Origin of the sequence: Mesorhizobium sp. KR2-14, from assembly GCF_040049255.1 — a bacterium.
Classification (GTDB): domain Bacteria; phylum Pseudomonadota; class Alphaproteobacteria; order Rhizobiales; family Rhizobiaceae; genus Pseudaminobacter.
Window position 1 is genome coordinate 267,922 of sequence record NZ_JBDZDR010000001.1, and the last position, 25,210, is coordinate 293,131.

Sequence of the window (25,210 nt, forward strand, 5' to 3'; positions counted from 1 at the left end):
TCACTCAATCATGTGGATAACGGGTTAATGGCCAAAGTGGCGGAACCGTCCGCAAATCCGCCAAAATCCCGGCATCGTTAACCGTATATTTAAACTTTTACGCATCGGCGGGGATTCAAGTTTCCTTTACCGGACTGTGCCAGTACGATACGTAAAGTCCATAAAAAGCCTCGACGCGAGTTTTTATGAGCCACTTTTTTGGCGGCCTCGCGGCAATGAGTACAGGGTAACGGCGACATGGCGAAAAAAAGCTCGACAACGAAGAATCTCGATTTGGACGTTGCCAAGGAGCTTGAGGAAGCCCTCGATTTTGATCTGGCAGCCGGCGCTGACGAGCTGGACATCGCCGCCTCCATGGAAGACCTGGAGGCGCAGATATCCCAGGCGGCTGACGAACTGGCCCGCGAGAGCCGCGCCGAAAAGGCTGCGGCCGCCGCCAGTGCACCCGTCAAGCAGGAGCCCAAGCCCTCGGTTCATACGGCACCGGCGTTGCCGAGCAGCCTCCGCCCTGTCGAAACCTCGAGCCCGCGGCCGAACGGCCTTTCGCCCGCGAACGACGACCAGCAAAAAGACTACCGCACGCTGCTCGGCAGCATAAACCGCCGTTCGTCGAGCGGTGTCTATTGGGCTGTCGCACTGCTTTCCGCAATTTGGGTGGGCGGCGGAGCCCTGCTGGCGAACAAGCTGTTTTCACCGGGCCTCCTGGAGATCAGGTCGATCGACCAGGTGTTGGCGCAGCCCTACATGATCCTGCTTGGCGTGGCCACGATCACGCCGATCATCCTGTTCTGGGCGTTTGCCCTGATGATTCGCCGCGCCCAGGAAATGCGGCTTGCCGCGCAATCCATGACCGAGGTGGCGTTCCGCCTCGCCGAGCCGGAAAACCTGGCCCAGGACCGCGTCATGGCCGTCGGCCAGGCCGTGCGCCGCGAAGTGGCGGCCATGGGCGAAGGCATCGAGCGCACGCTCGCTCGCGCAGTCGAACTGGAGACGCTGGTGCACACCGAGGTGAGCCAGATCGAGCGCTCCTATGCCGAGAACGAAGCGCGCATCCGCACGCTAGTCGACGGCCTGGGCAGCGAGCGCGAGGCTGTCGTCACCCATGCCGAGCGCGTGCGCGCGTCCATCGCCGGTGCGCATGAAACGCTCCGCGACGAACTCGATTCGGCCGGCGACATCATCCGTCAGAACATTCTCGGCGCATCGACCAAACTGTCGATGACGATCACCAACTCCGGTGATTCCCTGATCGATCGCATCAATGAAAGCGGCTCGTCGCTGTTCGACTCGATCGACCAGCGCCTTGACACCATAGGCGATCGCATCAGCACCTCGGGCGAAGCCTTTGCCAGCCTGCTCGATACCCGCATCGCCAAGCTGAACCAGAGCGCCGACGACATGACGCGCTCGCTGTCGCAGCTGCTGGACGACCGCACTGCCGGCATGGTTTCGCTGCTTGGGGACGCCACGCGCACGCTCAACGCCGACTTCGACAGCAATCTCAAGGGCATCGAACGCACCCTGGCCGAGCGCGGCCAGGCGCTGATCAGCGAGTTCCAGACCCGGGCCGAGGCACTCGACACCGGCACGCAGAAGCTCAACGCCGCACTTGAGGCGCGCGCACGCCAGATCAACGAGACCCTTGTCGAGCGCACTCGCGAGATCGCCACCACCTTCTCGGACGGCAACCAGAATCTCTCGGCGATGATCGAGGAAGGCCGCGCGAGAATTGGATCCCAGATGGGCGATATGGTCATGTCGACCTCCACCATGCTGGAGGCGCGCGCCAACGAATTCGCCGACCGCCTGGAAGCGGCGCGGCATACCGTGTCCGATGCCTTCGAGGCAGACCTCCAGAAACTTGCGGATGCTCGCCAGGGCATCGACCAAGCCGTGGACGCACACGCCAGCAAGTTCGCGGAAAGCAGCGAGCGCATCGCCTCGACGCTGCAGGCCGATCTGGCCAGGTTCGAGGAAAGCCGCGCCAGCATCGACGAGGCAGTCGACCTGCAGGTTCTGAAGCTGGCCGAAGGCCGCGCCCAGATCTCGCAGGCGCTGGAAGAGGACCTGCGCAAGATCAACGAATCGCGCGCCACCATCGACGCCTCGCTCGGCGAACATCTGGAACGGCTGGCCGAAAGCCGCGCAAGCCTCGCCCGCGCCCTCACCGAGGATTCGGACAAGCTCACCCAAACCCGCGCCAACATCGACGAAATGGTCGCCAGCCACGTCGGCAAGCTCGGTGAAGGCCGCAACATTCTCTCTCGCGCCCTGGAAGCCGATCTCAACAAGCTCGCCGAGAGCCGCAGCGAAATCGACAATCTCGTCGTCGGGCAGGTCCAAAAGATCGCCGAGGGACGCGAAGTGCTCACGCGCGCCCTGGAAGCCGATCTCGGCAAGATCGCCGAAAGCCGCTCCACGATCGACCATCTGGTCGATGGCCAGATCGAGAAGCTGGATCAAGGCCGCGAGCGTTTGACACGTGCACTCGAGGACGACCTGAGCAAACTCGCGGAAAGCCGCTCGAGCATCGATGGACTCGTTGCGGGTCAGGTCGAAAAGCTCGCCGAAGGTCGCAACATCCTCAAGCGCGCCCTGGAGCAGGACCTCGAAAAGCTGGCCGAAGCCCGCTCCAGCATCGATGGCCTCGTGGCTGGTCAGGTTGAAAAGCTCGCCGAGGGCCGCGACATCCTCAAGCGCGCCCTGGAGCAGGACCTCAACAAGCTGGCCGACACCCGCGCCAGCATTGATGGGCTCGTCACCGGCCAGGTGGAAAAGCTGGCGGAGGGCCGCGAACTTCTGACGCGCGCACTCGAAGACGATCTGGGCAAGCTCGCCGAGAGCCGGGCCAGCATAGACGGCCTCGTCGCCGGGCAGGTGGAGAAGCTTGCCGAGGGGCGCGATATCCTGCGCCGCGCGCTGGAGCAGGACGTCGCCAGCATCGACGCCATGATCGGCCGCCACGCCGAGAAGTTCAACGAGAGCCGCCGCATGCTGACGGCCTCGCTGGAAGAAGACCTTCAGAAGCTGGCCGATGGCCACGGCTCGCTCGATGGCGTCGTCAGCAGCCAGCTGGAACGCCTCGCCCATGGCCGCGACGTGCTTACCCGTGCGCTGGAAGCCGACATTGCAAGCATCGAGGGGCTTGTTGCCGCCCAGGCCGAAAAGCTGGTCGAAGGCCGCAAGATGCTCTCGCGGGCGCTGGAAGCGGATGTCGCTAGCCTCGACGGCGTCGTCGCGAACCAGGCCGAGAAGGTGAGCGAGAGCCGCGGCGTGCTGACCCGCGCGCTGGAGGCCGACATCGCAAATATCGAGGGCCTGATCGCCAGCCAGACCCGCCGCCTGGAAGAAGGCCGCGCCATGCTGGCCCGCACTCTGGAAGAAGACCTCCAGAAGCTTGCCGAGAGCCGCTCAGGCATCGACGGCCTCGTGGCCGGCCAGGTCGAGAAGCTGGCTGAGGGTCGCGACATTCTCAGGCGCGCTCTGGAGGCCGACCTGCAGAAGCTGGCGGATTCGCGCTCGCAGATCGACGGGCTGGTCGCTGCCCAGGTCGAAAAAATCACAGAGGGCCGAAACGTCCTCACCCAGGCGCTTGAAGCCGACCTGCAGAAGGTTGCGGACAGCCGGTCTGGCATCGACGAGATCATCGCTGGCCAAATCGGCAAGCTCGCCGAAGGCCGCGACATGCTGACCCGCGCCCTCGACGACGACCTGACGCGTCTGGCCGAAACGCGCCGCGAGATCGACGACGCCGTCTCCACGCACATCCAGATCATCGCCGACAAGCGCATCGACATTTCCGAGGCCCTCGCCTCCGACGTGGAGAAGATTGAGGAAGCCTTCCGCCGCCAGACCGGCGTCATCGAAGAGCGCACCAGCACCATGGAACGCGCCCTGACCATGGGCGTGGACAATGTCCGCACAGTGCTCGAAAACAGCGCCGTGGTTGTTGCCGGCTCGCTTCGCGAGAAGGTCATGGAGGTTACCGCGGCTCTCAACGAGGAGGCCGGCCGCGCCTTCACCGATGCCGACCGCCAGATCGCGGCGCGCGCCGAACAGACCGCAGCCGCCCTGCTCGCGCGCGCCAACGACATCACCCGCGCCTTCGAGGAGGCTGACAATCGCCTCGCCGCCCGCGCCCAGGAAACCTCCGGAACGCTTATTGCGCGCGCCGAAGAGACGGCCGATGCCATCGCGGCCCGCGCCGGCGATCTCGTCCGCACTTTCGACGATGCCGACCAGAAGCTGGTGGCCCGCGCCATCGAAACCGCGAACTCGCTTGCGACACGCGCCGGCGACATTCTGCGCAACTTCGAGGACGCCGATCACCGCCTCGGCCAGCGCATTGGCGAATCGGCCGAAGCACTTGCCGCACGCGCCGCTGAACTCGGCCGCATCTTCGACGCAGCCGACCAGCAGTTCGTGTCGCGCATTGCCGATGGTGCCACCACGCTGGGCGCACGGGCAGTGGAAATCGTCAGGAACTTCGAAGCAGCCGACGAGCGGCTGGCGGCCCGCGTCAATGAAACGGCCGACAGCCTTGCCGGCCGCGCGGCGGAGATCGGACAGGTTTTCGAGAACGCCGATCAGCGCATTGCCGCCCGCATCAACACCAGCGCCGACGCGCTGGTGGGCCGCGCAGTCGAAATCGGGCGCGTCTTCGAAAGCGCGGACCAGCAAATTGCGGCTCGCGTCGACCAGACGGCCGCTACCCTCTCGGGACGTGCCGCGGAGATCGGCCAGGTCTTCGAAAGCGCAGACCAGAAAATCGCTGCCCGCATCAACGAAAGCGCCGAATCGCTTGCCGGACGCGCTTCGGAAATCGGGCAGATCTTCGAGAATGCCGATCAGCGCATCGCCGCTCGCATCGCCGAGGGTGCCACGGTCATCGGCTCGCAGGTCTCCGGCGTTGCAGACGCCCTTGCCGAAACCGAGCAGCGAGTGGTTGCCCGCGCGCAGCAGACGGCTGCCGAACTGGACGCACGCACCAAGGCGATCGAAGAGACGCTTTCGGGCGCAGACCAGCGCTTCGCTTCGGGCATCAACCAGGCGGCCGCGCGCGTGGACGAACATGTGGCGCGAGCGGAAGACCGCCTCGCCGCAAGCGCCGAAACGGTTGGACAGAAGCTCAACGAGCAGGTTTCGCAGGCAGAGGCACAGCTCGTCGCACGTGCCAACACCATCGCCGACACCTTCACCGCCGTGGGACAGCACATCGGCCAGAGCACCAATGAGGCCGCCCGCACCATCGGCGCCAACACCCGCGAACTGAACGCGATGCTTGCAGAGCGCTCGGCCGAGATCGGCAAGATCCTGGACGAGAACGCACGCCCGCTGGTGGACCGTCTGGCCGAAAGCGGCAACGAGCTGCAGCGCGGCCTGGAGCACGCCACGCAGCGCGCCACCGAACGCCTGCGCGCCGAGAACGCCGCACTCGTCAACGCGCTCGCCACCCGCACAGCGGAGACGCTGTCGGCAGTGGAAGGCGCCCGCAGCTCACTGGCCGACGGCGTCGGCGACCTGATCGGCAGGCTTTCGGATTCCAGCGCGCAGCTCAACGAGCTCATCGAACGCGCGGCCACCAACCTCGCCAATGTCGACGAACGTCTCGCCGGCAGCACGCAGAGCTTCGCCGCGACCACCGAAAAGGCGGCGCAGACCTTCGCAAGCTCGGCTCGGCTGATTGACTCCAACACCGGCCGCCTCGCCGACCTGTCGTCGAACACGCTGAAGGAAGTGGCGTCGATTGCAACGCGCTTCGACGAGCACGGCCGTCTCCTGTCGAGCGCGTCCGAACTGCTCAGCGCGGCCCAGAACAACCTGGAGCACACGCTGGGGCGGCAATCCTCGCTGGACGACCTGGCTGTCGGCCTGGTCAAGAAGTCGGAGGATCTCGAACGCGTCATGCGCTCGTTTGAAGACCTCGTCGGCAAGGCGCTGGAGAAGGCGGAAGGACGCACCATCGCCTCCACCGACAAGATCCGCAACGCGATCACCGAAGTGGTCGAGTCGGCCACCAAGCGCTTCGCCGACGCCACCGAGGAGATGCGGCGCACGGCCAGCTCCATCAAGACCGACCTCGACGCGACCCGCGCCGAGCTGAAGCAGGGCGTGCTCGAAATGCCGGAGGAGGCCAAGCAGTCGACGACCGCGATGCGCCGCGCCGTGAGCGAGCAGATCAAGGCGCTGAAGGAGCTGTCCGACATCGTCGCAAAGTCCGGCCGCACGATGGACGTTGGCGAACGTGCACCTCAGCCGCGGCCGGCCGAGCCGGCACGCCGTCCGGCTGCGCCCCAGCCCACTCAGGCGGGCGACCTCGCCCTGCGCGGCACACTGGATGCCGATGCCGAGAGGACTGCGCGTCCGCGTGAAGGCGCACGCAGCCAGCCTGGTGGATGGGTTCGCGACCTGCTGACCGGCGCGTCGCGCGAGGACAGCATGCGCAAGGCGGCGGTCGCCGACGCACCCCGCCCTGCCGCGCCCACGCGGTCACCGGCCCATGTCGTCGAATCGCTGAATTCGCTCTCGGTCGACATTGCGCGCGCCATCGATCATGACGCCTCGATCGAGCTGTGGAACCGCTATCGCCGTGGCGAACGCGACGTGTTCACGCGACGCCTCTACACGCTGAAGGGCCAGCAGACTTTCGACGAGATCCGCCGCAAGTATCAGGCCGACGGCGAGTTCCGTGCCGCCGTGGATCGCTACTGCGACGATTTCGATAAGCTGCTTAAGGACGTGTCACGGAACGACCAGGACAACGTCATGTCGCAGACCTATCTGTCGTCTGACACCGGCAAGGTCTACACCATGCTGGCTCACGCCAGCGGGCGCCTGCGGTAAGCGGCGGCCCACCGGAAAAAGGAAAAGGCGGGAAATTCCCGCCTTTTTCTTTGCCTGCTGATTGTTTGTGAAACTTGCTCCGGGGCTCCACTGCCGCCTGGCAGGTTCGACGTGGTTAGAGCCGGACCGTGGTCAGATTGTCGACTCGGTCCACTTGACGATTTCGAGCGCGACCTCGCCAAAAGCACGGTCCAGTCCGCGTATGTAGGAATCGTTGCCGCTGCCGGAAACCGGCGAGGTGGCACTGAAGCTGCGCGACGCGCGCACCTCGCCGTTGCGGTCGTTGAGTAGCCGCACGAACAACTCGACATCCGCACTGCGGCTGCCGTCGACATACACTTCGAACGCGCGCAACTCGGCAATGACCTGATAGTCGATCGCCAGCCCCTCGCCCGGCAACCCTACGCCGGCAAAGGCGCCCGAACGCTGGAAGGTCTCGGCCAGCCGCGCCTGCACCACGCGCGGCAGCCGGTCGGCCCACTGCGCACCCTTCAGATATTCGATGACGCCCGACTTGCGCTTGATGACGATGTTCTGGCCGTCCAGCATCTTGAGTGCGGGCGGCTCGGCGATGAGAATCTGCATGCGCCGGCGTGCATGCTTCGCCTCGGCCGTCGGGGCCGAAAGCTCGTAGGTGTCGAGTGGCTCGGGCTTGGCGCCCAGCAGGGCGCAACCCGAGAGCGACAATGCGACAAAGGCAATGCCCGACATCAATTGAAGCGTTTTCACCGCAAACCCGTCCCCAAGATCCCAGCTTGCACGAAGCTGGCGGTCATTCCCTCACCCTAGAACGCCTTCTTCGAATGGGCGTTCGTCAATGTCAACGCCGCGCGCGTCCGTCGTATTCGCGGACGGTTCCCTCTCCACCCGTAAGGATGCGCTGCGGGTTGCGTTCCAGATCCGTAATCGCCTGCTCTATCCGGTTAATCGACCGGCGGCCGTCGCGCACGAAAGACTCCACGTCACGCAAGCCCGGTCCCGTAAACTGCTGAAGGCCGCTCAAAATCGTGCCCAGGCGCGCATTGAGCGTGTCGGCAACCTGCCGGAAGGCCTTCAGCGTGTCGCGGGCCTCGGCCATCATACCCTCCGTCTGGCCAGAACCCAGCAGCTTGTCCACCTTGGCCAATATGCCATCGACCCGCACGGAAGCGGCGTTGAGGCGGTGCGCCAGCTCCGTCGCGTCGCCGATCATGCGATCGATATCGCCGGAGCGGCCCCTGAACTTCTCGGTGACTTTCGCCACGTCGCTTGCCGCGCTCTTGGCGTCGCGGCTCGCAGCCTCGATGTTGCCGAGCGTGGTGCGCACCGTCTCCGGATTGACGCTTTCGAGAATGCCATCGACCTTGTCCAGGGTATTGCTGCCCCGTTCGGCAAAGGTGTTGATCGAGCCGACGGCCTTCTGGGCCCCTGCGATGATCCGGTCGAATTCCTTTGTGTTCTCGCTCAGATCGCGGGTGACCTTCTGAACATTGGTGACGATCTGCGAAACCTTGTCCTTGTCCACCGCCTTGAGCAGATCCTCCGCCGCCTTCAGGGTGCTATCCAGCCTCCCCGAGACGCCCACCAGTTCCTCGGAGAGCTTGCTGACGCTCGAAAGGAACCTGTCCACGCCCTCGGCATTGCGGCCAAGGGCGTTGGAGAACTTTTCGACATTGGAAACCGTGTGGGTGAGCGGCACGCGAACGTCGCTCACAAAGCCTTCCAGCTGGCTGAGCAGGGTATCGGCGCGCTTGAATATGTCCTGCGCCGTCTGCAGCAAATTGGTCACGGCGGAGGGGCTGGCAGTAATCTCCGCGACCTTGCCCTGCGACTCGGCCTCCTCGAACAGATTTACCTCGTGCGGATTGCCGCCCTTGAGCTCGATGTTCGCCTGGCCCGTAAGGCCGGTGAGACCGATATCGGCCTGAGTGGACTTGGTGATCGGGGTCAGGCGATCGATTTCGGTGTCGGCGATCGCCACGCTCGGGTTCTCGACATCGATGAAGACGCGCCGTACATCGCCAACCTTCACGCCGTTGAAAAGCACGGCGCTGCCGCGCCCCAGGCCTGATGCCGACCCCGGAATACGCACGCGCAACATCGCGGTCTCGCCCCTCTCGCCGATCGCCGCGGTCCAATAGACGAAGGCAAAGGCGGAGAGGATCGCAAGGAGCGTGAAAATTCCGACGATTACGTAGTTGGCTCTGGTTTCCATTCGCGACTTTTATTCTATCTCCTGGCCGACAGATCGATGTGCCGCGCGCGCTTGCCGCGGAAGTAAGACTTCACCCACGGCTCCTCGCTGGCAAGCATGTTTTCGATCGTGCCTTCGATGAGCACTCTTTTCTTGCCGAGAACGGCAATTCGGTCACACACAGTGAACAGACTATCGAGATCGTGTGTCACCATGTAGACGGTAAGACCCAGCGTGTCCCTCAGCTTGGACACGAGTTCGTCGAAGTCGGCCGCGCCGATGGGGTCCAGGCCCGAGGTCGGCTCGTCGAGAAATACAAGGTCAGGGTCAAGCGCCAGGGCGCGAGCCAGCGCCGCACGCTTGATCATGCCGCCCGACAGTTCCGACGGGAACTTTTCTGCTGCATCGCGTGGAAGCCCCACCAGTTCCACCTTCAGGAGCGCCAGCTCGTCCATCAGCTTCTTCGGCAGGTCCAGATATTCGCGCATCGGAACCTGGACATTTTCCCGCACGGTCAGCGAGGAAAACAACGCGCCGTGCTGGAAAAGAACGCCAAGGCGCATGTCCAGCCGCATTCGCTCCATGTCGGTGGCCTCGTCGACATCCACCCCGAAGAGCCTGATCGTGCCGGCGCGCTTCTTGGTAAGGCCGAGAACGGTGCGCAGCAGAACCGATTTGCCACTGCCGGACGCGCCGACAAAACCGAGGATCTCGCCGCGACGTATGTCCAGCGAAAGGTTCTCGAGTACGATGTTGTCGCCGAAACCGACGGTGACGCCGTGTGCCTCCAGAACGATCTCGCCGTCCGGGCGGCCGTATCCATTCACCTGGTCCGTAATCGTTTCCATGACCATCGCCGCTCGCCTCAGAAGTTGATCGAAGCGAAGAAGATGGCAAATGCGCCATCCATGATGATGACAACGAAGATCGCCTTTACCACCGAGGCAGTCACGTGGCGCCCGAGCGACTCGGCACTGCCGCCGACCTTCAGCCCCTCTACGGAGGCAAGAATGCCGATGACCATGGCCATGAAAGGCGCTTTGATCAGCCCGGAAAAAATCGTGCTGAGGCTTATGCCGACACGCAACCGGTCGAGAAACGCGGTCGGCGTGATGTTCGAATAGAACCACGAGATCACGATCGCGCCGCCGAGTGCGGCGAAATTGGCAATCACGGTCAGGCATGGCAGCGCGATAACCAGCGCAACAAGGCGCGGAAAGACCAGCACCCCGACAGGATTGAGCCCGATGACCTTGAGCGCGTCTACCTCCTCGCGCATTTTCATCGAGCCGATCTCGGCGGTGATGGCGCTGCCGGAACGGCCCGCCAGCATGATCGCCGTCATCAAGACGCCGAGTTCGCGCAGGATCAGGATGCCGACCAGGTCGACGACGAAGATGTCGGCGCCGAAATAGCGAAGCTGGTAGGCGCCCTGCTGGGCCACGATGCCGCCCACGATCGCCGACATCAGCACCACGACGGGCACTGCGCCCACGCCCATGCGGTCGATCTGGTGAAAGATCGCAGCCAGATTGACGGCATGGCCGCGGCCAAGCTTCAACTGCGCCCCGCGAATGGTGGAGCCCAAAATGTTCATGGAGGCGAGGAAGTCGTCGCGGATCGTGTAGACCGTGCGCCCGATCGCTTCCAGCGACGCTATGACGAGGCCGGGCGGCTTGGGCCGTTCCACCTCCCCGCCCCGCCGCGAGGCATCGCGCACGGCGCCGAGAAGGATGGTGGCCTCTTCGCTCTCGCCGGTAAGCCTGACCTCGGCATTGCGCGCCTCCCGCGCAGCGATCAGCCTTTCAAGCAGCCAGGCGCCGGCAGTGTCGATCTTTTCGACCCCTGCAAGGTCGAGTACCACGGGCTCGCTGTCCCTACGTGTTTCGAGGCGGCGCATCTCAGCATCGACCAGCGCGACCGTTCGCGTCGTCCAGGTGCCCGACAAGACATAGGCGCGCACGCCGTCATGCTCCGCCTCGCCGATGAAGGGCGGCTGCTCTTTTGCGGTTTTCGCTTCGTCGGCAGCATTGATAGTCATGACAGCCTGTCATATCCCGTCATCGAGGCTCTGTCACTTTTTCAGCTTTGCCGGTCCAAGAATTTGGAGAAAAAACATGCCGCGTGTCCTTTCGGTCAATGCCGAGTGCTTTCCGATCGCCGGCACCTTTACCATCTCGCGCGGCTCGAAGACCGAGGCCGAGGTGATCGTCTGCGAGATTGCCGACGGGCCGGCCGTCGGCCGTGGCGAATGCGTGCCCTACAAGCGCTATGGCGAGACGATGGAAAGTGTGCGCGAGGCGATCGAAGCGATGGCGCCCCGGATTGCGGCGGGCATGGACCGCAACGCCCTCATGAAGTCGATGGCAGCGGGCGCAGCCCGCAACGCCATTGATTGCGCGCTGTGGGATCTGGAAGCGAAGCTCTCTGGAGTACCCGTCTGGCAGACCATTTCCCGCGCGAAGCCGCAGCCGCTGGAAACGGCTTACACCCTGTCGCTCTCAAGCCCTGAAGCCATGGCCGCCCAAGCCGCTGAAAATGCCTGGCGCCCGCTGCTGAAGGTCAAGATCGGCAGCGACAATGATATCGCGCGCATCGAGGCGGTGCGGAAGGCTGCACCCGACAGCCGCATCATCCTCGACGCCAATGAAGGCTGGAACGACGAAAACATCCGGCAGAACCTGGCGCTGGCGGCCGATCTCGGCATCGCGTTGATCGAGCAGCCGCTTCCGGCGGGCAAGGACGGGATCCTGCGCGACATTCCGCACCCCGTGCCGATCTGCGCCGACGAGAGCGGCCACGGCATCGAAGATCTGGCATCGCTGGTCGGTCTCTACGACGCCATCAACATCAAGCTGGATAAGACCGGTGGGCTGACAGAGGCCTTGCAATTGCGCGACCGCGCACGCGAACTCGGCTTCTCGGTCATGGTCGGCTGCATGGTCGGCACGTCGCTGGCAATGGCGCCAGCCGTGCTGCTGGCGCAGGGTGCCGATTTCGTCGACCTGGACGGGCCGCTGCTGCTCGCGCGCGACCGCGAGCCGGGTCTGGTCTACGAAGGCTCTCTGGTGTCACCGCCCCAGGCGGCCCTTTGGGGCTGAGCGCGCCGCCAGGCAGATGAAAGCGATGCCCAGCGCCGCCACCGCCACCATCACATAAAAGCCGCCGACACCGAGCTGTTCGTAGAGCAGGCCGGAAAACAGCGTGACCGTTGCCATGGAGAAGCCGCTGGCGAAGAAAGCAATGCCTTGCGCCGCGCCCATGCGTTCTTCAACCACCGTCTCGGCGATCATCTTTTGCACCCCGATCAAGATCAGGCCGGTGGAGATGGAATGCAGCGTCTGCGACGCGAAGAAGCCGGCGACACCCGCGCCCAGCGGCCAGATCAGCGGAAATGAGGCCCAGCGCAGCATTGCCGCCACACCGGCCATCACCAGCAAGACGACGGGGCGCATATGGCCGAAGACCCTCGTGAAAACCATGAACATGGCAACCTCGGCCACCACGCCCCAGGCCCATAGCAGGCCGACCAGCGTTTCGCTGATGCCGATCGACTTCCAGTAGATGGACACGAAGCCATAGAGAAAGCCGTGGCTGGATACGATGATGCCCGCTCCTATGACGAAGAACAGGAAATAGGCATTGAGGAGCTTCGGCGCGACCTCCTGGAGTTCAGCCGCCGACAACGGCGAAGCACGCCGCGGGCGCCCGAGTCGCGGAGCAAAGCACACGACAACCAGTATCGCGGCAAGACCGCCGGTGATCATCGCGGGAACGGCGTCCGCTCCATAGACTGATAGCACGGCACCGCCAGCGAGGTTGGCGGCCAGGAAGGCGATGGAGCCCCAGATCCGCATCCCGGCATAGTTCGCACCGAAGCGCCGAACGCCCGAGAGCGCGAGCGAATCGGCCAATGGCGTGTGCGGGGTCCAGAACACGGCCAGAACCAGGGACACCAGCAGCACGGTCAGATAGTCGGGCTCCAGAAAGTAGCCCGAAGACAGCATCAGCGCGGCAGCTACCGTCAGAATCAGGACATTGGCGCGGTCGTTCGCCTTGTCTGCCAGGCTCGTGATGAATGGCGTGGTCAAGACACGCAGGAACATCGGTGCCGACAGTATGATTGCGATGTGGCCGGCATCGAATCCCTTGGTTTCCAGCCACAGCGGAAAATACGGAAGGTGCACGCCCACCGGTACGAAGACCATCAGGTAGATGAGCGATATCCGCAGTTCGAAATAGCGCGGCTTCACGAACTGGGCCGCAGTGAGCGTTTGCGACGACGACATGGAGGGGGCGATCCAGAAAGCGCGACTCATGCGAAATGGGATCGGTCACGCTGCTGCCCCATAGCATGGGGACACCACCGGGCAAACAGCGCCGCCGATTTCGGGCCGGGCGGCGCGGTGGGAGCGGCGTCAGGCTGCCTTGCCGATGGCCTCTTCCATCTCGGCCGGCACGCGGAGCGGCTTGCGGCGTACTGGCCGGGCGATCGCCTGCGGCCAGTGGACGATCTCCATCGACCCGTCGAAATGCTCGACCACCGCAGTGCAGCTCTCCACCCAGTCGCCGGTGTTGACATAGCGCACGTCGCCGAAATCCTCGATCGCGGCGTGGTGAATATGCCCGCAGATCACGCCATCGACATCCGAACGTCGAGCCTCATCGGCCAAGACGTCCTGGAACGAGCCAATGAAATTGACCGCCTTCTTGACCTTCACCTTCGCCCAGGAAGAGAACGACCAATAGGGCATGCCGAGCCACTGACGCAGCCGCGTCACCATCCGATTGACCATGATGGCCATGTCGTAGGCCTTGTCGCCCAGATAGGCGAGCCAGCGCGCATTGTGCACGACCATGTCGAACTGGTCGCCATGGATGACCAGATAGCTCTTGCCGTCGGCGGCTTTGTGAATCGCCCGGTCGGCAACGACGATGCCGCCGAAATGAACACCCTGGAACATCCGCAGGAATTCGTCGTGATTGCCCGCTATGTAGATGATCTTCGTGCCCTTGCGCGCGTGGCGTAGCAGCTTCTGCACGACGTCATTGTGGCTTTGCGGCCAGTGCCAGGACCGCCGCAGCCGCCAGCCATCGACAATGTCGCCAACAAGGTAGATCGTTTCCGCTTCGTGGTGGCGCAGGAAGTCGATCAGAAACACCGCCTTGGCCGCTTTGGAGCCGAGATGGACATCGGAAATGAACAGGGTGCGGAATTTGCGTGGCGCTTCGCCGGGGATGGGCTTCTGTTCCGTTGCTGTCGCGCAAGCCTATGAAGCCCCCATGCAACAGGCGTATGACGGTTGCGGTTTTTGCCACGCAAGCTAGGTTCGCAACCCTGCAGAGGAGAAGCAAATCATGGATCTCGGCATTCGAGGAAAGACGGCCATCGTCTGTGCGTCGAGCCGCGGGCTGGGCCGCGGTTGCGCAACGGCGCTGGCCGAGGCGGGCTGCAACCTCGTGGTCAACGGTCGCGACCCGGCGGCCCTTGCGGCAACCGCACGCGAGCTTCGGGACCGGTTCGGCGTAGACGTCATCGAGATTGCAGGCAATGTCGCGGACCCTGCCGTTCAGAAGGATCTGCTCGCCGCCGCGCCTGCGCCGGACATCCTGGTCAACAACAATGGCGGGCCGCCGCCGCGCCCGCTGCGCGAACTCGACCGCCAGAAAATTCTCGAAGGCGTCACCAACAACATGGTCACGCCGATCGAACTCGTGCAGGCAGTGATTGACGGCATGGCCGAGCGCGGCTTCGGGCGCATCGTCAACATCACGTCCCTGTCGGTCTATGTCCCGATACCGGGACTGGACCTGTCGTCAGGCGCGCGCGCCGGGCTCACCTCGTTCCTGGCAGGCGTGGCACGCACGGTCGCAAGCCAGAACGTCACCATCAACAACCTGCTGCCCGGCAAGCTCGACACCGATCGCCTACGCACCACGCATGGAACGGGCGTAGAGGAAACCCCGGAAGCCGCGCGCGAGCGCAAGCTGCGGCTGAGCGCGGACATACCGGCCAAGCGCCTCGGCACGCCGGAAGAATTCGGCCAGATCTGCGCCTTCCTATGCTCGGCGCATGCGGGCTATATTACCGGGCAGAACATTCCGGTGGATGGCGGCCTGTATGTCAGCGCGTTTTGACGCGACGACACACATCTGACTCAATTGGCGAAATAGTGGTTCCAAGCAATTGGAATCACTGGAATTATCGATCCCACGCCTTTCCGACCACTCGACGATGTCTGAAAGACGGATTGCTAGGGCAAAAGGCGGTCGAATGCGACCGTGCGCGGGGTAAGCGGCGGAAATGGACATGGAAACAGACAACACCAAACGCTCCGACCTCGATGAGGCGGCGCTGTTCTTCCACAAATATCCGGTAGCGGGAAAGCTGGAGATCCAGGCCACCAAGCCGCTTGGCAACCAGCGCGACCTGGCGCTCGCCTATTCGCCCGGCGTGGCAGCCCCCTGCCTTGCAATCCGCGACGAGCCGGCCACCGCGGCCGACTATACGGCGCGCGCGAACCTTGTGGGCGTGATTTCCAACGGCACTGCTGTTCTGGGCCTCGGCAATATCGGCCCGCTGGCCTCCAAGCCGGTGATGGAGGGCAAGGCCGTCCTGTTCAAGAAATTCGCAGGCATCGACGTGTTCGATATCGAGATCGACGCGCCGGAAATCGAGCGCATGGTGGAGACCATCTCGGCGCTGGAACCCACATTCGGCGGCATCAACCTGGAAGACATCAAGGCGCCCGAATGCTTCGAAGTGGAAGAGCGCCTCAAGGAGCGGATGCGCATTCCGGTCTTCCATGACGACCAGCACGGAACCGCCATCATCGTCGCAGCCGCTGTCCTAAACGGGCTGGAACTCGCCGGCAAGAAGATCGAGGACGTCAAGATCGTCACCTCCGGCGCGGGCGCTGCAGCTCTTGCCTGCCTCAACCTGCTGGTCTCGCTCGGCGCGAAGATCGAGAACATCTGGGTCACCGACCGCTACGGCGTCGCCTACAAGGGGCGCGTCGAAGAGATGGACCGCTGGAAGGCCCCCTACGTCAAGGACACCAACGCGCGCACGCTGGACGACGTCATCGGCGGCACCGACGTTTTCCTTGGGCTGTCGGCCGCCGGCGTGCTGCGCCCTGAACTGCTGCAGCACATGGCGGAAAAGCCGCTGATCCTGGCGCTGGCCAACCCGACCCCCGAGATCATGCCCGAGGTAGCGCGTGCGGCACGGCCCGACGCAATGATCTGCACCGGCCGTTCCGACTTCCCGAACCAGGTCAACAACGTCCTCTGCTTCCCCTACATCTTCCGCGGTGCGCTGGATTGCGGCGCGAGCGCGATCAACGAAGAGATGAAGCTGGCCGCCGTGCGTGCCATTGCCGGACTGGCCCGCGAGGAGCCTTCCGACGTCGCGGCCCGCGCCTATTCCGGCGAGACGCCGACTTTCGGACCTGACTTCCTGATCCCCTCGCCCTTCGATCCACGTCTCATCCTGCGGATCGCTCCGGCGGTTGCGAAGGCCGCCTGCGACAGCGGCGTGGCCACGCGTCCCATCACCGACTTCCCGGCCTATATCGATCGCCTGAACCGCTTCGTGTTCCGCTCAGGCCTGGTCATGAAGCCGGTATTCGCAGCGGCGAAGACCTCGTCGGCCAAGCGCGTGATCTATGCCGATGGCGAGGACGAGCGCGTTTTGCGGGCCGCGCAGGTGGTTCTGGAGGAAGGCATCGCGCAGCCGATCCTGATCGGTCGCCCAAGCGTGGTGGACACGCGGCTGCGGCGCTACGGCCTGCGCATTCGCGCCGGCACCGACTTCGAGCTGATCAACCCCGAGGACGATCCGCGCTACCGCGACTATGTCGACCTGATGATCCAGCTTGGCGGGCGGCGCGGCATCACCCAGGAAGCCGCCCGCACCATGGTGCGCACCGACACCACCGCGATCGCCGCGCTGGCGACCCGCCGCGGCGATGCCGATGCGATGATCTGCGGCCTCGAAGGCCGCTTCGCGCGGCACCTGCGCAATGTCACCCTGATCATCGGCGCGCGCGAGGGTGTGCGCCATCGCGACCTGTCGACGCTGTCGATGCTCATTTCGAGCCGTGGCGTGATCTTCCTCACCGACACCTATGTCACCGTCGACCCGAGTGCGGAAGAAATCGCCGAAATGACCATCCTGGCAGCCGAACAGATCAGGCGCTTCGGCATCGAGCCAAAGGCGGCGCTGCTGTCGCATTCGAATTTCGGCTCGCGGGACACACCCAGCGCCCTGAAGATGCGGGAAGCCGCGGCCATCCTGAAGAAGGTCGCACCGGATCTTGAGAGCGACGGCGAAATGCATGCGGATTCGGCCCTTGCCGAACATCTGCGGCAGAGGGTCTATCCACACTCCACGCTGAAGGGCGAGGCCAATCTGCTGGTGTTCCCGAACCTCGATTCGGCCAACATCACTCTTACCGCCGTGAAGCAGATGATGGATGCCCTGCATGTCGGGCCGATCCTTCTGGGCGCGGCGCAGCCGGCGCATATCCTCACGCCTTCGGTTACGTCGCGCGGTGTCGTCAACATGACGGCGCTGGCAGTGGTCGAAGCCTCGCACAAGGCGCAAGCAACCATGGCTAACTCGGACTGACAGCGTCAGTCCCGCACGGGCAGGACCAAACTGCAAACAGGCAGTTAACCTGCTCGTGCTAGTCGGAGGCGGATTTTCGCCGGCTGCCCGGCAGCCGGCCAAGTTGAGTTTCTTGGGGTACATGATGACGGCCGGATCGAACGGGTTCGTGCGCGCAATCGCTGTTTTTTCCGCCATATTTGCAGGGCTCCTCGCCAGTATGCCGCTGGCGCTTGCCGATGCTCGCCTGTGCCGCCAGCTCGAGGCCGAACTCGCCGGTGGAGCAAAGACAGCCCGCACCGAAAAATATGACGCCGCAATCGCCAAGCAGCGCGAACAGATCGTTCGGGTGCGCAACCGGGCCCGCGCCGCCGGATGCGGCTTTTCCATGTTCGGCCGCGCGGTCGAGGATTGCGCCAAGCTCAACGACAATCTCGCCAGAATGGAAAGCAATCTGGATGCGCTGGAGCGCAAGCGTGGCCGTGTCCGTCCGGGCAGGTCACAGGCCCAGATCATTGCTGCGATCGACGCCAATGGCTGCCGGCAGGCACCGCAGCGCATAGAGGCCGCGACCGAAAATGCTCGCGCCATTGAACGGATTCTGAGCCGGACGCGGGCGACCGAGCAGACGGCCGCCGAGGCCGGCGAACGCAAAGTTCAAAGAGTGCTGAACCCAGGCGAAGGCATCGGCCGCCTTGCTGGCACCTATCGCACCTTCTGCGTACGCACCTGCGACGGTTACTATTTCCCGATGTCGCCGGCCTCTTCGCGCGGCCAATTTACGCGTGACCAGAAGAACTGCCAGGCGGCGTGCCCCAATGCCGAAATGCAGCTTTTCTACGGGGAAGCCGACGGCGACACGGCAACCGAAATGATCTCGGCGCAGTCCAGCATGCCCTATTCCGGACTGCCGGCGGCTTTTCGCTATCGAAGCTCCGCCACGCCCGAAGGCTGCAGCTGCAACGCGCCCAGGAATTTCGAGATCATCGCCGGAAACCCGCCGCAGCAGGAAGCGGCCGAGGTTCAGCCCGCTGCGGCCATAGCTCCGACCGAGGCCGAACCGGAATTCTCGGCATCGATCGTCAAGCCGGAGCCGCCAGCGCCTGCCGCAAGCGTGGAAAGCGTCGCAAGCCCCGAAGCAATGGCAACGGTCGCCGCCGGCGACGAGCCTGCGGCCATTCGCGACCTGGACCCGGACCGCAAGGTCAGGGTCGTCGGGCCAACGTTCCTTCCCGACCCAGAAGAGGCAATAAATCTGCGAGTTCCGGCCCGGAGGCACGGCCGGTAAGCGCCAGCCGAAGCGGCATGAACAGCGACTTGCCCTTGCGGCCGGTTGCCTCTTTCACAGCGCCGGTCCAGTCCTTCCAGGTCGAGCGATCCCACGGCTCTTCCGGCAGGAGATCGAGTGCCTGCGACACGAAGTCGGCGTCTTCTCCAGCCAGTTCGATCGGCTGGTCGGGCCCTTGCCGCAGAATGCGCCACCAGCCGGCGGCATCGGCCAGCTTGTCGAGGTTGCCGCGTACGGCAAGCCAGAAAGGCTCTGCCTGTTCGCCGGAAATGCCGAGCGCCGAAAGCCGGTCCCGCGCCTGCGAGAACGGCATGTTGTGGAGCAGCGCGCGGTTGAGGACGATAAGCTCCTCGGGGTCGAACTTCGAGGCGGATTTCGACGTGGTTGCGAGGTCGAAGCGGCTGGCCAGTTCCGCCATGGTCGGCATGGCGGCAACGCTTTCCGAAGTGCCGATCAGCACCGCCAGCGAAGCCACGGCCATAGGCTCGATGCCCGATTCGCGCAGGCCCGAGATGGACAGGGCCCCGGTGCGCTTGGAAAGCCCCTCGCCGTCGCTGGTGGTCAGAATGTTGTGATGGCCGAACACGGGCGGCTCCGCTCCCAGCGCCTTGAAGAGCGCGATCTGCACGCCGGTGTTGGTGACATGGTCGTTGCCGCGGATGATGTGCGTGACGCCCATCTCGATATCGTCCACCACGGAAGGCAGCGTGTAGAGATAAGTGCTGTCCTCACGCACCAGGACCGGATCCGACAGAGAAGCGAGATCGACGGTTTCGTCGCCGCGCACGAGGTCATTCCACTGGACTTCCGTGCGTTCGGGCTCGAACGGATCGGTGGAAAAATTCGGCAACAGGAAGCGCCAGTGCGGCTTGCGGCCTTCGGCCTCGAGCGCCTCGCGCTCTTCCGCCGTCAGCTTCAGCGCCTCGCGGCCATAGACGGGCGGCTGCTTGCGAGACAGCCGGATCTTGCGACGCAACTCCAGCTCCTCCTGGGTTTCGTAGCAAGGGTATAGCAGGCCCGCAGTCTTCAGCTTCTCCACCGCCGCGTCATAGCGGTCGAAGCGACGCGACTGATATTCGGTGGCATCCGGGAAGATGCCCAGCCAATGCAGGTCGTACAGGATGGCGTCGGCATATTCCTGCTTCGAACGCACGATGTCCGTGTCGTCGAAACGCTGGATGAAGCGGCCGCCATTCTTCATGGCGAACAGCCAGTTGAACAGCGCGGTACGCGCATTGCCGATATGGATGAGGCCCGTCGGCGACGGGGCGAAGCGAACGGTTACGGTCATTTGCACCGGTTAACGGATGCATTTGGCCTTGGCAAGGCTGGCAAAGCGCTGGCAGGCTCGGGACCGCGCCCAAAGCGCGGCCCCAGACTGCCTCAGACAAGCCCCTTGGTCAGTTCCAGCGCCTGACGCTCGAACAGGCGGCGGTAGATGCCGCCCTTCAGGCGGATCAGCGCGTCGTGGTCGCCCTCCTCCACGATGCGGCCGCGATCGAATACCAGCAGCCGGTCCAGCGAGCGCACTGTCGAGAGCCTATGAGCGATGACAAGCGTGGTGCGCCCCTCCATCAGCCGCTCCATGGCCTGCTGGATCAGCACCTCCGATTCCGAATCCAGGCTCGACGTCGCCTCGTCCAGGATCAGGATCGGCGCGTCGGCGAGGAAGGCGCGGGCGATGGCCACGCGCTGGCGCTCTCCGCCCGAAAGCTTCATGCCGCGCTCGCCCACCATCGTGCCATAACCCTTCGGCAGGCGGGTGATGAAGTCGTGCGCATTGGCGAGCCTCGCGGCATTCTCGATCTGTGCCTGCGTCGCGCCAGGCCGCGCATAGGCGATGTTCTCGGCCAGCGAGCGATGGAAAAGCACGGGCTCCTGCTGCACGATGGCAATCTGCCCGCGAAGCGAATCCTGCTGTACCTGCGAAATATCCTGCCCGTCGATCGAGATGCGCCCGCTGTTGACGTCGTAGAGCCGCTGCACGAGCTTCACGAAGGTGGTCTTGCCAGAACCGGAATGCCCCACCAGCCCCACCCGCTCGCCCGGTGCGATGGAGACGGAAAAGTCGCGATAGAGCGGCGTGTGATGGGTGCCGTAGTGGAAGGTCACCTGCTCGAAATCGATGCGGCCCTCGTCGATGATGATCGGCCTTGCGTAAGGCTTGTCCTCGATGCCCAGCGGCTCGTCGAACATTGCGACCAGTTCCTCCATGTCGTTTACCGAACGCTGCAGGTTGCGAACATGCACGCCTACGTCGCGCAGATAGCCTTGCAGCACGAAGAACGAGGTCAGCACGAAGGCGATGTCGCCGGCGCTTGCCTTGCCCTGCGACCACAGCAGCAATGCAAAACCGATCACCGCCGCCCGAAGAACGAGAAGCGTCATGCCCTGCGCGGTGCCATTGATCGCTCCACGCGTCCAGGTGCGCGCGGTCCTGTGATGCCACTTGCCAATCACCTTGGAGAGGCGGGCTTCCTCGCGCGTTTCGGCCCCGAACGCCTTCACCACCGGATTGCAGGTTACCGCATCGGCAAGCACCCCTCCCAGCCGTGTGTCCCAGCTGTTGGCAAGGCTGGCCGCCGGGGCCACATATGCCAGCGACAACAGCATGGTCATCGCGGCGTAAATGATGGACCCAAGCGCCACGATCGCGCCCATCATCGGCCAGTACCATCCGAGCAGCAGCGTGGAGCCCACCAGCATGATGACCGAGGGCAGCAGCGCGATCAGCAGCGTGTCGTTCAGAAGGTCGAGCGCCCACATGCCGCGCGTCACCTTGCGCACGGTCGAGCCGGCGAAGGCATTTGCGTGCCAGTTGGTGGAGAAGCGCTGGATGCGGTGGAACGCGTCCACCGCAATTTCGGACATCATGTTGAGCCCCAGGTTCACCATGCCCATGAAGGCCACGTGGCGCGTAACTATGGCGCCCAAACCCAAACCCAGTAGCATCAGGAATGCGACAAGCGCAGCATTCCACGCCACCGCGTCGCTGGCCGCGCCGTCCGCAACGGCAGCAACCAGCTTGCCCGAATAAAGCGGTATCAGGACGTCCGCCATTGTTGAAACGAGGAAGGCTACCGAGATGACCGCCAGCCGGATCGGCTGACGCTGCCAATGCCGAAAGGCAAATCGGAGAACGCTGCGGAAAGCGCCGCCGCGCCAATCCATGTGAAAACGTGCCATGCTTCATTCGGACGCGACAGGCGGCCCGATCCCAGAGAGTTCAGATGTTGGAAACCGCGACGAGCCGGAAAACCGCCGGGGCGGTTGCGGCATACGAAACGAATTTGGCACTGGCCGGGCACAATCCGGGCGGTAACGAGGCTTTACACCAGAGTCGAACCCGTCCGGATGGCGCGATGGCACGCGCCAACCCGCCTCAGAACGAGATAGAAGGCGTGCGAGACAGCCGCATGTATTGCCCGTCGGCAGATTTTACGAAGCCGAGCTTTTCGTAAACTCCGTGCGCATCCGAGGTGGAAAGACTCCAGTGCAATATGCCGCCGAGTTCCGGGTGGTCGATGAAGGCGCGAACCAGCCTCTGCCCCAGTCCCTGCCCGCGATGTTCGGGCCAGACGATTATGTCGCACAGATAGCCGAAATAGGTTCTGTCGGTAATCGCTCGCGCAAACGCCACCTGCCTGCCGTCGAGATAGGCGCCGGCGCATAACGAATTGGCAAAGGCACGCTCATAGCCGCCATCGCTTCGCCCGCGGCCCCAATAGCTGGACTTGAGTAGTTCGCAGGTCGCGTGAAAATCGATCCGCGCCGGGTCGAAGCTGATCTCATAAGCCGCCATGTTCGCCCCCGACGCAGAACGCATGCCGCCTAGCCGCGATCCCTGAACCGGTTGGTGATCGGGTAACGGCGGTCGCGACCGAAGTTCTTCCGTGTGATCTTTACGCCCGGGGCAGCCTGCCGCCGCTTGTATTCCGCGACATAGAGCAGATGCTCGATGCGGTGCACCAGCTCGCGATCGTGGCCGCGCGCGACGATCTCGTCCACGCCCATCTCGTTCTCGACCAGGCACTCCAGTATGTCGTCGAGCACCGGGTACGGCGGCAGCGAATCCTGGTCGGTCTGGTTCTCACGCAGTTCCGCCGACGGCGCCTTGTCTATGATGTGCGCGGGTATCACCTCGCCCGAAGGCCCCAACGCGCCCGGCGGCACCGTGCCGTTGCGCCAGCGCGCCAGTGCATAGACCTGCATCTTGTAGAGGTCCTTGATCGGGTTGAAGCCACCATTCATATCGCCATAGAGCGTGGCGTAGCCGACCGACATTTCCGACTTGTTGCCCGTCGTCACGACCATGGAGCCGAACTTGTTGGAGATCGCCATCAGGATCGTTCCGCGCGCGCGGCTCTGCAGGTTCTCCTCGGTGATGCCTTCGCGCGTGCCTTCGAAAATCTGCGTCAGCGCGTGCGAAAAACCTTCGACCGGCTCGGCGATCGGCACGATGTCATAGCGGCAGCCAAGAGCGCGGGCGCAGTCTTCGGCATCCTTCAGCGAATCCTTGGAGGTGTAGCGATAGGGCATCATCACGGCGCGCAGCCGCTCCTCGCCCAGCGCATCCACGGCAAGGGCCGCGCAGATGGCCGAATCGATGCCGCCCGACATGCCGAGCACGACATCCTTGAAGCCGTTCTTGTTGACGTAGTCGCGCAGCCCGAGCATGCAGGCGCGGTAGTCTGCCTCCTCCCGCTCAGGGAGCTTCGACATGGGGCCGTCGACGCATTCCCAGCCGTCTTCGTTGCGCTTCCATACGGTGACGGAAAGGGCCTCCTCGAACTGGCTCATCTGGAAAGCGAGCGTCTTTCGGGCCGAGATTGCGAAGGAGGCACCGTCGAAGACCAGTTCGTCCTGGCCTCCGAGTTGATTGGCATAGATGATCGGCAGGCCGGTTTCTATCACCTGCCTGATGACAACCTGCTGCCGGATGTCGGCTTTCCCGCGATGGTACGGCGAGCCGTTGGGGACCAAAAGGATTTCGGCTCCGGACTCTGCAAGCGTCTCGCAAACACCAAGTTCGCCCCAGACGTCTTCGCAGATCGGAATGCCCAGCCTGACGCCGCGAAAATTGACCGGCCCCGGCAGGTCAGGCCCGGCCTGGAACACGCGCTTCTCGTCGAACTCGCCGTAGTTCGGCAGGTCGATCTTGTAGCGCTCGGCAAGGATCTTGCCGCCATCGGCCACGATGATGGAATTATGCACGCCGCTCTTGCGCTTCAGCGGCGTGCCGATGATGACGCCCGGGCCGCCGTCGGCGGTTTCGGCGGCAAATTCTTCCACGGCGCGCTCGCAGGCGGCAAGGAAGGCGGGCTTCAACACCAGGTCCTCGGGCGGATAGCCGGCGATGAAAAGTTCGGTGAAGAGAACGATGTCGGCACCCTGACGCGCGGCATCCGCCCTCGCTTCACGGGCCTTGGCGAGATTGCCGGCTACGTCGCCGACGATCGGATTGAGCTGAGCAACGGCGATGCGCAGAATATCGCGAAGTATGGGCTTGGTGTTCATGCGAAGCGGTGTAGCGCGGCCGCCTTTCTCGGGCAATGCGGTAACTCCACCCACCTATTCGCCGACTTGTTCTCGTAGCCTCTGCGTGGAGTAATTTTCGCCGATCGACATGGCGAGAATACGGGAGATATGGCAGCGCGGCAGGCCGGTCTGCCCGGCCCAGGCATTGATCTGCTCCTGGACGCGCGCAAGATCGCGCTTCGATGTTGGATTGTCGCCGATCTCGAGGCCAGCGTCGCGCAGTGCCGCGACCATGTCCTGCGACATGACGAAAGTGTCCCAGCCAAGCCAGCGCAGGAAATACTGTCCGGTGTTGCCGCCAAGCCGGCTGCCATGCTTGCCCAGATAGGCCATCAGCCCGATCTGGTCGTCGGCAGGCCATGCGGCCAGGAACTTGCCGAAGCCGCCATGCTCCTTCGAAACGCGCTCGACGAAGGCCGCATTCTCGCGTACGGACCTGATTTTCTGCGGGTTGCGCACGATGCGCTTGTCGGAAGCCAGATCGTGCCAGAAGTCGTCCGGCTGGAACAACAGACGCTTCGGTTCGAAGCCGAGGAATGCGTCCTCGAACTCCGGCCATTTCTGCTCGATCACGCGCCAGACGAAACCGGCCGCGAACACCCGCTCGGCCATGGTCGACAGGATGCGGTCGTCGGAAACGCTCGCCAACGCCGCATTGTCCGGCACCGGTCCCAGCAGCGAGGCAAGAACGTCTTCGCCGCCCTTGCGGCTAGCCGCACGGGCGCGGATCCTCCCAAAATCGAGCATGTGGAATCCT

Annotated in this window: 16 protein-coding genes; 5 read left to right on the forward strand and 11 right to left on the reverse strand. The window is 63.9% G+C overall.

Annotation, left to right across the window (positions count from 1 at the left end; all coding sequences use genetic code 11):
* Nucleotides 1-237 precede the first annotated feature (237 nt).
* On the forward strand, nucleotides 238-6,843 hold the full coding sequence (locus ABLE86_RS01265) for a kinesin (protein ID WP_348777100.1): 6,606 nt from the start codon (nucleotides 238-240) through the stop codon (nucleotides 6,841-6,843).
* A 132-nt stretch (nucleotides 6,844-6,975) separates the two neighbouring features.
* On the opposite strand, the gene ABLE86_RS01270 is transcribed toward ABLE86_RS01265, so the two are convergent.
* The 4 genes from ABLE86_RS01270 to ABLE86_RS01285 form a co-directional block, all read right to left on the reverse strand.
* On the reverse strand, nucleotides 6,976-7,554 hold the full coding sequence (locus ABLE86_RS01270) for an ABC-type transport auxiliary lipoprotein family protein (protein ID WP_348777713.1): 579 nt from the start codon (nucleotides 7,552-7,554) through the stop codon (nucleotides 6,976-6,978).
* Nucleotides 7,555-7,663: 109 nt separating this feature from the next.
* Nucleotides 7,664-9,037: an MlaD family protein gene (locus tag ABLE86_RS01275; RefSeq protein ID WP_348777101.1), complete on the reverse strand. Its 1,374-nt coding sequence runs from the start codon at nucleotides 9,035-9,037 to the stop codon at nucleotides 7,664-7,666.
* A 14-nt stretch (nucleotides 9,038-9,051) separates the two neighbouring features.
* A complete protein-coding gene (locus ABLE86_RS01280; RefSeq protein WP_348777102.1) occupies nucleotides 9,052-9,864 on the reverse strand; it encodes an ABC transporter ATP-binding protein in 813 nt (270 codons plus the stop codon).
* A 17-nt stretch (nucleotides 9,865-9,881) separates the two neighbouring features.
* Nucleotides 9,882-11,057, reverse strand: a complete 1,176-nt coding sequence (locus ABLE86_RS01285; RefSeq protein WP_348777103.1) for an ABC transporter permease — start codon at nucleotides 11,055-11,057, stop codon at nucleotides 9,882-9,884.
* 76 nt (nucleotides 11,058-11,133) lie between these two features.
* Here ABLE86_RS01285 and dgcA point away from each other — a divergent pair, with 76 nt between their 5' ends.
* The gene (dgcA, locus tag ABLE86_RS01290) at nucleotides 11,134-12,117 is read left to right on the forward strand and encodes an N-acetyl-D-Glu racemase DgcA (protein WP_348777104.1); all 984 of its coding nucleotides are present in this window, start codon (nucleotides 11,134-11,136) and stop codon (nucleotides 12,115-12,117) included.
* Here dgcA and ABLE86_RS01295 read toward each other — a convergent pair.
* Entirely contained in the window at nucleotides 12,088-13,305 is a 1,218-nt protein-coding gene (locus tag ABLE86_RS01295; RefSeq protein ID WP_348777105.1) for an MFS transporter, read from the reverse strand. The genes dgcA and ABLE86_RS01295 overlap by 30 nt on opposite strands.
* A 129-nt stretch (nucleotides 13,306-13,434) precedes the next feature.
* Nucleotides 13,435-14,223 carry a UDP-2,3-diacylglucosamine diphosphatase gene (locus tag ABLE86_RS01300; protein WP_348777714.1) on the reverse strand — a complete coding sequence of 263 codons (789 nt, stop codon included), beginning with the start codon at nucleotides 14,221-14,223 and terminating at the stop codon, nucleotides 13,435-13,437.
* Between the two features lie 151 nt (nucleotides 14,224-14,374).
* Between ABLE86_RS01300 and ABLE86_RS01305 the strand changes: the two genes are divergently transcribed.
* The 3 genes from ABLE86_RS01305 (at nucleotide 14,375) to ABLE86_RS01315 (ending at nucleotide 18,915) form a co-directional block, all read left to right on the forward strand.
* Entirely contained in the window at nucleotides 14,375-15,154 is a 780-nt protein-coding gene (locus ABLE86_RS01305) for an SDR family oxidoreductase (protein WP_348777106.1), read from the forward strand.
* A 166-nt stretch (nucleotides 15,155-15,320) separates the two neighbouring features.
* A complete protein-coding gene (locus tag ABLE86_RS01310) occupies nucleotides 15,321-17,648 on the forward strand; it encodes an NADP-dependent malic enzyme (RefSeq protein ID WP_348777107.1) in 2,328 nt (775 codons plus the stop codon).
* Between the two features lie 124 nt (nucleotides 17,649-17,772).
* The gene (locus tag ABLE86_RS01315; RefSeq protein WP_348777108.1) at nucleotides 17,773-18,915 is read left to right on the forward strand and encodes a DUF2865 domain-containing protein; all 1,143 of its coding nucleotides are present in this window, start codon (nucleotides 17,773-17,775) and stop codon (nucleotides 18,913-18,915) included.
* Here the strand turns inward: ABLE86_RS01315 and gltX are convergent.
* The 5 genes from gltX to ABLE86_RS01340 all read right to left on the reverse strand — a co-directional run bounded on the left by gltX (nucleotide 18,833) and on the right by ABLE86_RS01340 (nucleotide 25,200).
* Nucleotides 18,833-20,206 (reverse strand): glutamate--tRNA ligase, encoded by a 1,374-nt coding sequence (gene gltX, locus ABLE86_RS01320; protein WP_348777109.1) that lies wholly within the window; start codon nucleotides 20,204-20,206, stop codon nucleotides 18,833-18,835. The two genes, ABLE86_RS01315 and gltX, sit on opposite strands and share 83 nt — an antisense overlap.
* Nucleotides 20,207-20,298: 92 nt before the next feature.
* Nucleotides 20,299-22,101: an ABC transporter ATP-binding protein gene (locus ABLE86_RS01325; protein WP_348777110.1), complete on the reverse strand. Its 1,803-nt coding sequence runs from the start codon at nucleotides 22,099-22,101 to the stop codon at nucleotides 20,299-20,301.
* Between the two features lie 196 nt (nucleotides 22,102-22,297).
* Complete coding sequence (locus tag ABLE86_RS01330) at nucleotides 22,298-22,717, reverse strand: GNAT family N-acetyltransferase (RefSeq protein WP_348777111.1); 420 nt, start codon at nucleotides 22,715-22,717, stop codon at nucleotides 22,298-22,300.
* Between the two features lie 29 nt (nucleotides 22,718-22,746).
* Nucleotides 22,747-24,432: an NAD+ synthase gene (locus tag ABLE86_RS01335; RefSeq protein WP_348777715.1), complete on the reverse strand. Its 1,686-nt coding sequence runs from the start codon at nucleotides 24,430-24,432 to the stop codon at nucleotides 22,747-22,749.
* A 54-nt stretch (nucleotides 24,433-24,486) separates the two neighbouring features.
* Nucleotides 24,487-25,200 carry a DNA-3-methyladenine glycosylase I gene (locus ABLE86_RS01340; protein ID WP_348777112.1) on the reverse strand — a complete coding sequence of 238 codons (714 nt, stop codon included), beginning with the start codon at nucleotides 25,198-25,200 and terminating at the stop codon, nucleotides 24,487-24,489.
* Between the last annotated feature and the right edge of the window lie 10 nt (nucleotides 25,201-25,210).

Bases quoted from the DNA above. Each gene is read 5' to 3' on its own strand.
- ABLE86_RS01265 (WP_348777100.1), top strand. From the start codon at position 238: ATGGCGAAAAAAAGCTCGACAACGAAGAATCTCGATTTGGACGTTGCC.
- ABLE86_RS01270 (WP_348777713.1), bottom strand. From the start codon at position 7,554: ATGTCGGGCATTGCCTTTGTCGCATTGTCGCTCTCGGGTTGCGCCCTG.
- ABLE86_RS01275 (WP_348777101.1), bottom strand. From the start codon at position 9,037: ATGGAAACCAGAGCCAACTACGTAATCGTCGGAATTTTCACGCTCCTT.
- ABLE86_RS01280 (WP_348777102.1), bottom strand. From the start codon at position 9,864: ATGGAAACGATTACGGACCAGGTGAATGGATACGGCCGCCCGGACGGC.
- ABLE86_RS01285 (WP_348777103.1), bottom strand. From the start codon at position 11,057: ATGACTATCAATGCTGCCGACGAAGCGAAAACCGCAAAAGAGCAGCCG.
- dgcA (WP_348777104.1), top strand. From the start codon at position 11,134: ATGCCGCGTGTCCTTTCGGTCAATGCCGAGTGCTTTCCGATCGCCGGC.
- ABLE86_RS01295 (WP_348777105.1), bottom strand. From the start codon at position 13,305: ATGTCGTCGTCGCAAACGCTCACTGCGGCCCAGTTCGTGAAGCCGCGC.
- ABLE86_RS01305 (WP_348777106.1), top strand. From the start codon at position 14,375: ATGGATCTCGGCATTCGAGGAAAGACGGCCATCGTCTGTGCGTCGAGC.
- ABLE86_RS01310 (WP_348777107.1), top strand. From the start codon at position 15,321: ATGGACATGGAAACAGACAACACCAAACGCTCCGACCTCGATGAGGCG.
- ABLE86_RS01315 (WP_348777108.1), top strand. From the start codon at position 17,773: ATGACGGCCGGATCGAACGGGTTCGTGCGCGCAATCGCTGTTTTTTCC.
- gltX (WP_348777109.1), bottom strand. From the start codon at position 20,206: ATGACCGTAACCGTTCGCTTCGCCCCGTCGCCGACGGGCCTCATCCAT.
- ABLE86_RS01325 (WP_348777110.1), bottom strand. From the start codon at position 22,101: ATGGCACGTTTTCACATGGATTGGCGCGGCGGCGCTTTCCGCAGCGTT.
- ABLE86_RS01330 (WP_348777111.1), bottom strand. From the start codon at position 22,717: ATGGCGGCTTATGAGATCAGCTTCGACCCGGCGCGGATCGATTTTCAC.
- ABLE86_RS01335 (WP_348777715.1), bottom strand. From the start codon at position 24,432: ATGAACACCAAGCCCATACTTCGCGATATTCTGCGCATCGCCGTTGCT.
- ABLE86_RS01340 (WP_348777112.1), bottom strand. From the start codon at position 25,200: ATGCTCGATTTTGGGAGGATCCGCGCCCGTGCGGCTAGCCGCAAGGGC.